Here is an 11,845-nt window from a genome sequence, read left to right on the forward strand (position 1 = left end):
CTGTTAGCCAATAGCGGTTAAATCATATCAAGAAAATCTGATTTTTTTTGTCTTGAAACGGGGATTTTATGATTAGAGGTTAAAACGACATATCCGTCAGTTTTAAGAAACTCCTTAATCTTTTGTAAATTAATGATGTATGAATTATGAATTCTAAAAAAAGAATCTTTAGGTAAAAGGTCATTTACTTCTTTTAGTTTCTTGGTTAATACAAGTTTTTGACCGTCTGTTAAATAGATTGTACTATAATTTCCATCAGATTCTGCATAAAGAATTTCTTCACTATCTAGAAAAAGTAATTTTCCATCAGTATTAAAAGTGATTTTTTTATGGTTTGTATTCGCGTTGAAATTAACCAAAATATCTTCTAATTTTTCGGCTGTATAATTCCTTTTATTGAATTTTTTAATTTTTGTAATAGTGTCTTTTAAATCATCGGTGTCAATGGGTTTTAAAAGATAATCTATGGCTTCATTTTTCAATGCTTTAATGGCATATTGATTATAGGCCGTTGTTATTACAACAGGAAAAGTTTTGTTTTTTAGTTTTTGTATAAATTGAAATCCATCCATTTTTGGCATCTCTATATCTAAAAAAAGACAATCGGGTGGATTATTATCTAAGTAATCAAGCGCCTCATAAGGGTCGGTAAAAGATGCGTTAACATCAATTTCATCACTAAAGTTAGTTAGCTCCCAAGAAAGACTTTGTAGCGCCTTAATTTCATCGTCTACGATTACAGCATTTATCATTTACAATTACTTTATAGAAAGATAATCAAAAATAAAGGTACTATTTGTCATTTTTTTAAAATATGTACCAATTGAAGAAATAGTAGTATAGTTGGTCGAAAATAACTCTAAACTGGAAATTTTGTAGCTTTTAACTTACAAATACATTTTCCAAAAGAATTGGATATAAACTATTGTAAATACTAACAATTTGGTTTCTACCAATTATACAGTAAAACCTCCCATTTATACATATTAATTGCATGTCGGAAAAAGGTTCAATTACCTTAGGTATTGTTAAAAAGATGATTTAGGTCCCTCAATTAAGGCTTTTGCGGCAAGTTAAAGGAACTAAATAATGTAGTTATGAAAAAGTGTTTTTTAATGTTCGTTGTGTTTTTGGTAGTTTTAATTATTTCAATAATTTCTGAAAATAATACGTTGTTGATTTCTGAAGATGTTATGGCTGTTAATGATGGCAATGAAACGTTTTATTTTGAAGATTAGTTATATAATAGTTTCGACTTTTAAATACGCTTTATAGGGAAAAATAAATAATAAAAAACCAATCGATTAAGTTTGTTTATTAGTGGGGTAATACATTGAAATTTGTGTATTTTTGGTATTCCCCCTTTGTATTTTTAAAAAATTAAAGCTTAGTTCCCCATTCGTAACATTCTGGGGAATTGTGCTTCATTATTATGGAACTGCCAATCCAACTAGGTACGGTCTAGAATTATGTTATGAATAAGAACATGAATTTGATTAACTGATGATTGCCGCATGATGAGCCCAAACCAACTTGTTGGTTTTGTGCATGCTCGATTATAGGTTTCGGGGGAACTACCTAGATCAGCATCATTTGTAGTATATCGAATAAGATACATCAGTTTGACCGTACGGCTTGGCGGTATCATAATTAATATCGATTCATTTAGGTTCCAAAAATGCTTCATATTTATAGTAAAAGCTTCTAATAAGATTTTTCTACTCTTTCATGTTTTCCTGTCTGAAATTTCAAATGAGTATTGCAGTAATAGTAGAAGTAAGACTAAGGCATTCTCCCCAAAATGCCATTCATAGATAGCTGCTTTCATGAATTTCTCATCCTCATTTTAATAAGAGTAATAATTAGTTGATAGGTTGTAATTAGTACAGTAAAAAGTACTGTTTATACATTTTTCTATTTGTGTGAAAATTTGTCAATTAATTTTAGAAAAACACTCCTAACCATGTTTACTTATTGGAAAAATAGACATTAACCAATATAAACTATATAATTATGAAAGCAATGAACTATTTATTTACAATTGCATTCGTGCTCATCATGAGCTCATGCACTAACGAAAATCCAACCGACGAAGTCTTTTTAGAATCTACAGAGATTAAAGGGCGAATTATTGATAAAAGTATTGAAACGCAAGAAATATTTGAGCTCGATTTACATCAATATTACCTTTTAGCACAAATCAATAAATTAGAAACCGAAAAGAGTGTCTTAGAGTCTAAGATTGAAAAAGGCAGTAGAAAACTAATACCAACATGGGAAAGTGTAGTAAAAGAAATTGATTTAAATAATGAATTGTTAAGTTCAATTCTTGAAAATTCTTGTAGTTATTTAAAGTTAAGACAACGAACCATATTAATGCAAGTGCTTTCTGGAGACACTAGTTTAAAGAGTGAATTGAACGAATTAAATAAAAAAGTAGAGGAATGCGAAAGTGGAAAATCACCGATTTATATTGGAGCTGTCGCATTTAGATTAATAAGAGAAGGTGAAGGTACTGGTGGTGGTTGTAATCAAGGCAAGCCAGACTTAGAATGTAAACATGTGTTTAATACAGGTGAATTATTGGTAAATGTTATTGATGATCAAGAAGCCGTACGCCAAGTGGTATTACAATCAGAAGAGGGCAAAGTAATTAGTCAAGGAAAACAAATAGGGGCACATAAAATTATAAATGGGGTGAGTCAGTTTAGTTTGAAAGCACCTGAACTCGAAAATGGAAATTTAATAATTGTAAAGGGTAAATTGAATTATTCAGCTAGAGTTGAAATTAGATAGTAGTAGCTTAAAATAATAGAATGAAAGTCTCTGACAATCAACGACAGGGACTTTTGTTTTTCTATAAGTTAAAATTTTTGTAAAATACCATAATAGTTTACAAATGAAATATTTGGTTTTATTATTGGTCATATTTTTTGCGCAACCAAATATGGTATGTCAAGATAGTTTGTCGAAAGAGCAGTTAATCGAAGAATATTATAGTAAAGGTATTTCACTTCGTACAATAAATAAAGACAGTTCTTATTACTATTTTGATTCAGCCTACAAATATTCATTAGAACTATCGAAATATTCAGATGGGATGGAGGTTTTGATATCTGCAATTTTAACTAGTACCTATTATTATGATTTAGGAGCATACGAAAGTTATCTAAATAATTTTGAAAATCTTTTAAGCAAAGACGCTGTTAGGGATAATTTGGATGATTTAGAGTACTATGATAATAGATTTGCTTTCGATAAAGCAAGTTATTTTTATGATAAAAAAGATTATGAAAACGCAAGTAAATATTTCCAAAGGCTTTATACAGCTTATTCAGAAAAAGACCCATTAAAACTAAGTGGTATTGAATATGGAATGATTGTGCATACTTTAAATTATTTGGGTTTAATTTATACCAACACTGATAAATTTGATTTGGCCGAGAATTATTTTAAACAATCGATAAGTTTTGTTCATACATATAAAACCACTCAGTCAAAAAGTCTAGAACGGGCCACAATACATCTGTTATCCAAATTGTACACTATTACAAATAGGTATGAAGAAGCAGATCTGCACTTACAAAACATATTGGGGGATTATAAAATTCTTTATGTAGATGACAAAGAGTATAAGAACAATATTATTGCTATTTATCAAAAACTAGTAGTGAATGCTAGTAAGCAAAATAAATATCAAAAAGCGATTGACTATTTAAAGGAAAGTGAAAGTTATTTGCTTTCAAACGATTCTTTTCAAAAGCAAAATTTTCTGCTCTATGGGGATTTATATGCTAAGCAAAATGAGGATAAAAAGGCTTTGTTGAGTTATCAAAAAGCACTTGATGAGTTTTTAATTTATCGCCAAAATAAGCCGCATGAAGATGTCGCAAAGGTCTACGGAAAAATTGCGGAACTACAATTAAAACAAAAGAAGTATGGCGAAGGTTTAGAATCGATTAAAAAGGGGTTTAATTTTTCAGGAAGAAACATCCTGATAGATAGCAATAATGAGAATCCAGATGCAGAAAGTGTATTTTCAAAAAACCAATTATTATATCTTTTAGATATTAAACTTCAGCTTTTAATAGGCATGTATAAATCTTCAAAAGATGAAGAATATTTAAAAATAGCACTTTCATTGGAGCGAGATATGCTTTATACTTTTGACTTGCTAAAAAAGGAATTTGACAGCAAATTAGATAAGCAGTATTTAGCGGAAAAAGTTTATCCTGTATTTGAAAGAATGCTAGATGTAGTCTATTTGGCATATGAAAAGAACCACTCAGAAGTGCTTCTGGAATTAGCTATAAATATTAGTGAGAAAGGTAAAGATTTTCTCCTTTTGGAGGCCTTGCGTAGTTCTCAAGCTACAAAATACAGTGATATACCAAAGGGTGTACTAGATAGGGAAACGCAAATAAGAGCACAAATAACCAAATTAGAAAAAGAGATTTTCGATGCGAATGATACTATCAGTAATTTTTCTGATGAGCTTTTTAAGTTGAAACAAGAATATTATAGTTTTTTAGACACTGTAAAGCATAAGTACCCTAAATATCACGATTTAAAGTATCGAGAAACAACTTTAAATTTAAGAACAATTCGAAATCTTGTTTTAGAAAAGAATAGTACCTTAATTTCATATATATTATCAAAGGATAATTTATACGTTATTGTTTTAAATAATTCGAAATCAGATTTTTATAAGTTGCCTTTTAATGAAGGTGATAGAGAATTGGTAAGCGATTTTTATCAACTAATTTCTAAGCCTTCAATGGACCAAGATGCTGCTGAAGTTTCTGATTTAGGAGAAACGTTATTCAATAAACTACTTCGAAAGCCACTTGAAAATTACGAGAGTGAAAACCTAACTATAATTCCGGATGGAGAACTTCACTATTTACCTTTTGATCTCTTACAATGGAAAGATTCATATTTGTTAGAAACTAAAAATATTGGTTATGGTAATTCAGTTACGTCACTTTTGGAACTTCGCAAAAAGCCTAAATCTAACAAAAATCGTGTTTTAGCTTTTGCACCAAGTTTTGATGATGCTATCGCGTTTCAAAGTAGTCGACAATTCGGAAAATTGCTTTATAATGATGATGAGGTTTCAAAAATAAGTGCATTTTATGAAACTAAGGCGGTTATAGATGATAAGGCTTCGTTAGCAGCTTTTAAATCAAATTCGGAGAGTTTTAATATAATTCATTTAGCCACTCATGCTTCTGCAAATGATGCTTATCCCGATTATTCCTATCTCGCTTTTAGTCAACAAAAAGATAGTTCAGTTAGTAATATCCTTTATATAAAAGACCTCTACAATACTTCATTAAATGCAGATATGGTAACCTTAAGTGCTTGCCAAACAGGTATTGGCAAATTACAAAAAGGACAGGGCATGTTAAGTCTCTCAAAAGGCTTTTATTATGCCGGAGCAAAATCGTTAGTTAATACATTGTGGAAGATTAATGATAAGAGTAGCGTAAAATTAATGGAGTATTTCTACGAAGGTTTGAGTAAAGGGAAATCGAAATCTAAAGCCCTACGCGATGCTAAATTAAAATACCTATCAGTTACAGATGACAATTTATTAAGACACCCTTATTATTGGTCAGCCTTTGTTGTTTCTGGAGATATTGCACCATTAACTAAGAATTACCTTTGGTGGCATATTGTTGCATGTTCATTAGTTGTAATATTATTCGGTGCCTATATTTATTTTAATCGAAAAAGAAAAGCTACTTTAAATTCGTAGATTTTCTTCAAAATATTATTCCAAGTCTTCCAGTAGTTCTTTGGCCGCACTTAATCTGAATGTGCCCAACGCTATTAATTTTTCTAGTTCAACTTTACTTTTATTAACATCATCTAGCCTTAAATAAGATAATGCTAGATACCAATGTGCTCGATCTTTTAATTCACCATTCTGCTGAATATAATTTTTAAGCAATGGTATAGATTCTTCATGCCTATTTAGTTGCATTAAAATAATTGCTTCGTAGAAGTCAATATAAGTATCGTTGTTTTTTACGTTTAACTCGTTAAAGAGCTCTAGTGCTTGGATGTAATCTTCATCTTCATAAGCAGTGAAAGCCCGACTCATTAAATCTTCAATTTCATTGCCACGTTCAATAGGGTGTATAACATTTTCATAAGGTGAGAAGTTGCTAATGTATAATTCGTTTAAATTGGCTGAACTGTTATTAAAGAAGAAAAACCATGATGTTAGTCCAACTACGAGTGCAATCGAGGCAGCTGCTAACCAAGGACGCATTAAAATTAGCTTCCCTTTTTTAAATTCTTTTTTTGTGTTTAAATTAGCGAACATATCTTTTAGCTCTTGTCGCTCTTCTTTTTTAAGAGATATTTTTAAATCTTCTTCAAACTTTAAATCAGATGCAAATTCTGAATCGGTGTTCAGTAAATATGTAACCTCTTCCAATTGACTTTCGGAGAGGGAACCTTCGATATATCCGTTAATCAATTCTTCTTTATCCATCTTTCTTCAGTATTAATTCTTTTAATGTTTTAAGACATCTCGACTTCTGACTTTTGACTACATTTTTATTTTCATAACCTTGAATAGCCATAATCTCGTCTAATTTTATTCCTTTTAGATAAAAAAGTTCTAATATTTCACGGCACTTATTACCTAACTTTTTAAAGTTGGCAATAAGTTTTACTTGGTAATCATTCATACCATCATCTTCATAAACATCATTTATTACCTGTTTTTCATAGCGGTCAAAAATATAAGTTTCCTCTGTAGGCACCTCTTTTTTTGAATCTCGAAAATGCTTAAATAACATAAACTTACCAGTGCCAAATAAATAAGTTTTCAAGGTACTTTTTAATTGATCTAATTTTCCTACTTGGGCGTTTTCATAAAGTACAATTAAAGCATCCTGAAAAATATCTTCTAACACTTCATTATCAGAAGTATATCGAGAAGCGAATTTGAAAAATTCTATTTTATATTCTTTATAAACTTCTTTAAGTGCATTTCTATCCCGCTGTTTCATTTGGGAAATAATCTGCTGGTCTTTCATTGGTGCTCAATTGATTAAGAAGTAAACATCCCTTAAATATAAATTTTTTTTAATGGAGATGTTGACCTTTTAAAGTTTAGGGTACAAATAGCTGTAAAATCAATAAAAATATAAGATTATGAAAACAAAATTTGTAGTATACATCTCACTTTTTATTTTAATGTTAGTGTCTTGTACTGTAGAGGAATTAAACGACTCTAATGAAATACCTGTAGTGCCAGAATCTCCAGAAGAAGAGCAACAAGAAGAGTTAACTCTTGATAAATTAACAGGTTCTTGGATTAGAATTGCGAGTAATAACATTCCTAATGACGGGATGATTATTGAAATGATAGACACCGAAGGTAAAATTACTGATAAGGCAGGGTCTTCATTTAATGATGGTGATATAAAATGGAAAGATATTGAAGCTGTAGATACCGATAATTATACATACGAAGAATTAGGTAGTGATTATAGTTATTACAATGCATTTATGGAGCTTAAAGGCGACGATACTTTAAGAATTTCAGTGGGTTCAAGCGGTGCTGGAAATATCCAAAAATGGGTTCATGAGGGGGAATATACTCCAGTATCGGAGCAAGTCAGTACGGAAACACAAAAAATAGATTGTGATATAACGGTAGAAACAACTTTAACTAATGGTCCGTCGGAAATAGATTATGTTGTAGACTGTGTAATAGATGTTACCGCACCTTTAATAGTTGAAGCTGGCGTGGTAATACAATTTAATGAAAATGCTGGTATCGGGGTTTATGATGATGGGTCCTTGACTGTGAATGGTAGTGATACCGAGCCAGTAGTAATGCAAGGAGAAGAAGCTACTAAAGGTTACTGGAGAGGAATTCATATTGAGTCTAATAAACTAAGTAATTCCCTTAACTATTTACAAATATCTGATGCTGGAGGTAATTATGTTTATTGTTGTAATGACGCTTCATCAATATACTTAAAAGACGGAATGGCTGCCATTACCAATACTGAAATAAGCAATGGCAAATCCTATGGGATAATTGCTACTGATAATTTTGAATTTAACGGTTATTCGGAAAATATCATTACCACCCATGAACTAGCCCCCCTTAAACTGACCATGGAGAGAATAGGTGAGATAGATGGTGTTTCTTCATCATATCAGGGGAACGATAAGAATTATATAATAATTGATGATTCAGGAATAAATGAAAAAATCACCATGAAAGCTACCGATGTTCCTTATCGTATAGAAATTAATCAAGTTATAGATATTCAAGAAAGATTGGATATTGAAGCTGGTGTCGAGATAGTATTTGAAGAAAATGCTGGTTTAGGAGTTTACGACAATGGAATTATTAATGCTATCGGTACAGAAAACGAGCATATTATATTTCGTGGATCAGAGGATATAAGCGGCTTTTGGCGAGGCATCCATACCGAAACAAATAGTTCATCAAATATAATTCGATATGCTGAGGTTAAAAATGCTGGTTCTAATTATGTCTACTGTTGTAATGATAAGGCAGCTATTTATATAAAATCCGGACAATTGACCGTTGAATATTCACTTATTGCGCAAAGTGGTGGGTGTGGAATTAACGTTAATTCCAACGCAAATTTTATAGAATTGGAAAATGAATTTAACGACAATGGAACTGAAGGTGATGTTTGTAATTGAAATACTTTTTTGATATTAGATTAATAGAGTTTGAGTTAGGTTGATGAAAGAACCGATAACAATATTGTTATCGGTTTTTTTCATTTTGATGTTTACCTTTTAAAGTTTAGTACACTAATAAATGTAGATAGTTCTAATAATTAGAACGCTAATAAATTGAATTGATTAACCAATAAAAATTAAGATGATGAAAAATTTAAAAAGACAAATTCTTTTAGCAGGTTGTGGACTAGCAATTATGTTAACATTCAGTTGTAGTAAGGACAACCCATTAAATCCAGCCGGGAACTGCTTTGGAGGAAATTGGGCGCAAGGCTATACCAATGAGTTACAGGCTTGGTCAAATGCTGCCAATGCGTATTCCGAAAATCCGACTGCGGAAAATTGTGCAAACTATAAAAGTGCAGCCAAGGCGTATCTAGATGCTTTAGATGATATTTATGATTGCATACCAACGGTTAGTAGGGCAGAAATTGATCAAGAGATAAAAGAAGCCAAAGCAAATATTGATAGTGAAAGTTGTGAATAATGAACATTTCAAAGATGAAAAATAAGGGAAAGTTTATTGCTCTTGTGATTTTGTTGTTGGTTTTCTGTTCATGTGTTCGCGAAGTAAAAGAGAAGTTATCTAAAGCCAAGCAAACGGTTTCAAATACGACAACACTTATAGATAAAGCGGAAGAAGCACAAGAGGATATTGAAAATTTAAAAGATGTCGTGCCGCTAACAAATGAAGAATTGAAAGATTGGCTTCCCAATACAATTGAGGGTTATGAACGAACAGGGTTCAAGGTGGGAGCGGCCGGTTACGCTAATGTAGCATCAATCGAAGGCACATTTAAACTTGATGATGCAAAGCAGAAATTTACTGTCAATATTATTGATGGTGCTGGTCCGGCAGGGAGTATGGTGATAGCGGGTATGGGAATGGCTGCCCAAATGGATATGGAACAAGAGGATGAAAACAAACATCTAAAGGCTGTAAATGTAAACGGAATACAAGCGCAACAGACATTTTATAAAAAGAGAAATGAAACTAGTTTGCAGTTTGTAGTTGACAAAAGGTTTGGCGTACTAGTAAAAAGTGTAAACATTAATCCAGATGATACCTGGGAAATGGTCGAAAAATTGCACTTAGATGACTTAAGTGATTTAGATGAATAGAATTTAAAAACATATAAAAATGGAAACGACAGAAACAGAATTAAATACAAGAAAAGTAATTACGATAAATGAAGAAGCAAAAAAGATAGCAATTATAAGCTATGTCACCATTATTGGGCTCGTAATTGCTTTTGTAATGAATAATGAAAAGAAACTAAGTTTTGCAAGTTACCATGTGCGCCAGTCACTAGGGCTTTGTATTACAGGCATAGCATTAGGAGTAGTAGGTGTCATACCTATTTTGGGTTGGATTATTAACATAGTTGGCATTTTTGTTTTGTTATATATGTGGGTTATGGCTTTAATGAATGCTATCAACGAAAAAGAAAAGCCGGCGCCAATTTTAGGTAAAAAATATGAGGAGTGGTTTAAAGGAGTATTGTAATACTCCTTTGCATTGTATTTGCAGTGCTATGAATAGTGAAAAGAATATCAAATGAAAATAATTATTCTAGCATTACTCTTATTTATATGCTGTCTGAACAGCTTTAGTCAGGAAGAAAAATTACGTATTGTCAACCTTGATTCTGGCCAGGAAGTGGTATTTAAGGAAAAACGAAGAATAAAGGTAGTTACAAAAAATGGCGAAAAGTTTGCTGGCAGATTTAGTATTCTAAATCAAAACAGTATTGTAGTAGGTGGTGTTATTCTTGATTTAAAGGAAATAGGCATTATTAGAAAACACCCTTTGCTGAATACCATTATGGTAAAGGTTAATTTTTTGCATATTGGAGGTCTTGCTTTTTTTATTACAATGGTGTCTGGTCAATTACCAGTTCTTTTGGCTGGAGCAGCCATATTAGCTACTGGGGTTTATGGGGCCGTAAAAGCACCAAATATATCTAAAGGTTACAAGGATGCTAAGAATTGGAACTTTGAAATTATACTTGAATGAAAAGCGTGAATATATAGCTTACCAATAATACAACTTCGCTTACCATTTATACAATTTTATATTACACTGATAATCTTGTTTTTATATTGTACTCAGTTAATAAAAGTAAATTCTTTCCTCCTATTTGATAGGGATTTTGTTCCCTAGTTCTCCTTTTGTTTTTACATAGAATATTTTGTAATAATCTTGAATATAAACATCATGAAAACAAAAATTTTATTTGCAGTTTTGGTAGTCGGACTATTTACAATTTTTATGGCCTGCACTAAAAATACCGAAGGATGTGAAGATACTCCCGAAACGTGCATATTAGGATGTGCCATGAATCCTGATGCTTGTTTTAATTTGGATCCTGAAAATGTTGAGATGGTAACTGATTCGGCTCTTGCTGTATCAAAACTACCAATTCGTAAATAGTGTTTTTTATAGCTATTATGATATGTTGACCTTTTAGGTGATTAGAAGAATAGTATTGTCTAATTATTAAAATTCAGCATTGAATCTTAGAAAATAAAATCGGGTCGTATTTTCATTTTTAAAATTAGTACCAATCCTACACAGATTCTTACCGATTATACAATTATAAGTCTTCGAATATGGACTTGTTTTTATATTGTAACAGTTAAAATAGGTTAATTCTTCCCCGAATTTTACAGGAATAGTATTCTCAAGTTTTAAAAATGTTAACCTTTAATTATTTAGAACATTAATTAATAAATCGATATGACTATGAAAGCGTTTTTTGTTTATGCCACATTATCAACTATTGCATTTTTAAGTTTTTTAACCTGCTTAATGTTAATTCTATATTAATGTAAAGCTTCAATTATTAACCAACAATTATTAGCTATGAAGACTTCAATAATTATAGTCATACTTATTTTTAATATGATGTTATTATTTATTGAACCTTTAGCTGAAATTACACAAGGTGTAAATCTATGGTACATTGCGAGTTTTGAACTGGTATTAATAATTGGCTTTGTAACATACAGTATGTTGCGCGATTTAAAGAAGGCTTTTGATATAGATATATTAGAGATTTTTAATTTTTTAAGAATAATTAAATTCTAAGCT

13 protein-coding genes are annotated in these 11,845 nt (G+C 31.1%); 10 read left to right on the forward strand and 3 right to left on the reverse strand.

From position 1 onward, the window contains the following. Nucleotides 1-17: 17 nt before the first annotated feature. Nucleotides 18-752, reverse strand: coding sequence for a LytR/AlgR family response regulator transcription factor (locus tag UH7x_RS08365; RefSeq protein ID WP_482363271.1), 735 nt, complete (start codon nucleotides 750-752; stop codon nucleotides 18-20). A gap of 345 nt (nucleotides 753-1,097) precedes the next feature. On the opposite strand from UH7x_RS08365, the gene UH7x_RS08370 reads away from it, so the two are divergent. From UH7x_RS08370 to UH7x_RS08380, 3 genes are all read left to right on the forward strand, one after another. Further along, complete coding sequence (locus tag UH7x_RS08370; RefSeq protein WP_482363272.1) at nucleotides 1,098-1,238, forward strand: hypothetical protein; 141 nt, start codon at nucleotides 1,098-1,100, stop codon at nucleotides 1,236-1,238. A 775-nt stretch (nucleotides 1,239-2,013) separates the two neighbouring features. Continuing rightward, a complete protein-coding gene (locus UH7x_RS08375) occupies nucleotides 2,014-2,796 on the forward strand; it encodes a hypothetical protein (RefSeq protein WP_482363273.1) in 783 nt (260 codons plus the stop codon). 103 nt (nucleotides 2,797-2,899) lie between these two features. After that, complete coding sequence (locus tag UH7x_RS08380) at nucleotides 2,900-5,761, forward strand: CHAT domain-containing protein (protein WP_482363274.1); 2,862 nt, start codon at nucleotides 2,900-2,902, stop codon at nucleotides 5,759-5,761. Between the two features lie 15 nt (nucleotides 5,762-5,776). On the opposite strand, the gene UH7x_RS08385 is transcribed toward UH7x_RS08380, so the two are convergent. Both UH7x_RS08385 and UH7x_RS08390 read right to left on the reverse strand, forming a co-directional pair. Further along, nucleotides 5,777-6,505 carry a tetratricopeptide repeat protein gene (locus UH7x_RS08385; protein ID WP_482363275.1) on the reverse strand — a complete coding sequence of 243 codons (729 nt, stop codon included), beginning with the start codon at nucleotides 6,503-6,505 and terminating at the stop codon, nucleotides 5,777-5,779. Next, the gene (locus UH7x_RS08390) at nucleotides 6,498-7,055 is read right to left on the reverse strand and encodes an RNA polymerase sigma factor (RefSeq protein WP_482363276.1); all 558 of its coding nucleotides are present in this window, start codon (nucleotides 7,053-7,055) and stop codon (nucleotides 6,498-6,500) included. The genes UH7x_RS08385 and UH7x_RS08390 overlap by 8 nt, the downstream gene beginning before the upstream one ends. A gap of 118 nt (nucleotides 7,056-7,173) precedes the next feature. Here UH7x_RS08390 and UH7x_RS08395 point away from each other — a divergent pair, with 118 nt between their 5' ends. The 7 genes from UH7x_RS08395 to UH7x_RS08425 all read left to right on the forward strand — a co-directional run bounded on the left by UH7x_RS08395 (nucleotide 7,174) and on the right by UH7x_RS08425 (nucleotide 11,842). After that, nucleotides 7,174-8,709, forward strand: coding sequence for a hypothetical protein (locus tag UH7x_RS08395; RefSeq protein WP_482363277.1), 1,536 nt, complete (start codon nucleotides 7,174-7,176; stop codon nucleotides 8,707-8,709). A gap of 187 nt (nucleotides 8,710-8,896) precedes the next feature. Further along, nucleotides 8,897-9,238, forward strand: coding sequence for a hypothetical protein (locus UH7x_RS08400; protein WP_482363278.1), 342 nt, complete (start codon nucleotides 8,897-8,899; stop codon nucleotides 9,236-9,238). A gap of 14 nt (nucleotides 9,239-9,252) precedes the next feature. After that, nucleotides 9,253-9,873 carry a hypothetical protein gene (locus UH7x_RS08405; RefSeq protein WP_482363279.1) on the forward strand — a complete coding sequence of 207 codons (621 nt, stop codon included), beginning with the start codon at nucleotides 9,253-9,255 and terminating at the stop codon, nucleotides 9,871-9,873. Nucleotides 9,874-9,892: 19 nt separating this feature from the next. Then, nucleotides 9,893-10,258, forward strand: coding sequence for a DUF4870 domain-containing protein (locus UH7x_RS08410; protein ID WP_482363280.1), 366 nt, complete (start codon nucleotides 9,893-9,895; stop codon nucleotides 10,256-10,258). A 51-nt stretch (nucleotides 10,259-10,309) separates the two neighbouring features. Further along, nucleotides 10,310-10,768: a hypothetical protein gene (locus UH7x_RS08415; protein ID WP_482363281.1), complete on the forward strand. Its 459-nt coding sequence runs from the start codon at nucleotides 10,310-10,312 to the stop codon at nucleotides 10,766-10,768. A gap of 201 nt (nucleotides 10,769-10,969) precedes the next feature. Then, nucleotides 10,970-11,185: a hypothetical protein gene (locus UH7x_RS08420; protein ID WP_482363282.1), complete on the forward strand. Its 216-nt coding sequence runs from the start codon at nucleotides 10,970-10,972 to the stop codon at nucleotides 11,183-11,185. Nucleotides 11,186-11,617: 432 nt separating this feature from the next. Next, a complete protein-coding gene (locus UH7x_RS08425; protein ID WP_482363283.1) occupies nucleotides 11,618-11,842 on the forward strand; it encodes a hypothetical protein in 225 nt (74 codons plus the stop codon). The last annotated feature ends 3 nt before the right edge of the window (nucleotides 11,843-11,845 follow it).

The sequence above is a fragment of the Aurantibacter sp. UH7 genome (genome assembly GCF_056839165.1).

Coding starts and splice junctions, on each gene's coding strand:
- UH7x_RS08365 (WP_482363271.1), bottom strand. CDS start 752: ATGATAAATGCTGTAATCGTAGACGATGAAATTAAGGCGCTACAAAGT.
- UH7x_RS08370 (WP_482363272.1), top strand. CDS start 1,098: ATGAAAAAGTGTTTTTTAATGTTCGTTGTGTTTTTGGTAGTTTTAATT.
- UH7x_RS08375 (WP_482363273.1), top strand. CDS start 2,014: ATGAAAGCAATGAACTATTTATTTACAATTGCATTCGTGCTCATCATG.
- UH7x_RS08380 (WP_482363274.1), top strand. CDS start 2,900: ATGAAATATTTGGTTTTATTATTGGTCATATTTTTTGCGCAACCAAAT.
- UH7x_RS08385 (WP_482363275.1), bottom strand. CDS start 6,505: ATGGATAAAGAAGAATTGATTAACGGATATATCGAAGGTTCCCTCTCC.
- UH7x_RS08390 (WP_482363276.1), bottom strand. CDS start 7,055: ATGAAAGACCAGCAGATTATTTCCCAAATGAAACAGCGGGATAGAAAT.
- UH7x_RS08395 (WP_482363277.1), top strand. CDS start 7,174: ATGAAAACAAAATTTGTAGTATACATCTCACTTTTTATTTTAATGTTA.
- UH7x_RS08400 (WP_482363278.1), top strand. CDS start 8,897: ATGAAAAATTTAAAAAGACAAATTCTTTTAGCAGGTTGTGGACTAGCA.
- UH7x_RS08405 (WP_482363279.1), top strand. CDS start 9,253: ATGAAAAATAAGGGAAAGTTTATTGCTCTTGTGATTTTGTTGTTGGTT.
- UH7x_RS08410 (WP_482363280.1), top strand. CDS start 9,893: ATGGAAACGACAGAAACAGAATTAAATACAAGAAAAGTAATTACGATA.
- UH7x_RS08415 (WP_482363281.1), top strand. CDS start 10,310: ATGAAAATAATTATTCTAGCATTACTCTTATTTATATGCTGTCTGAAC.
- UH7x_RS08420 (WP_482363282.1), top strand. CDS start 10,970: ATGAAAACAAAAATTTTATTTGCAGTTTTGGTAGTCGGACTATTTACA.
- UH7x_RS08425 (WP_482363283.1), top strand. CDS start 11,618: ATGAAGACTTCAATAATTATAGTCATACTTATTTTTAATATGATGTTA.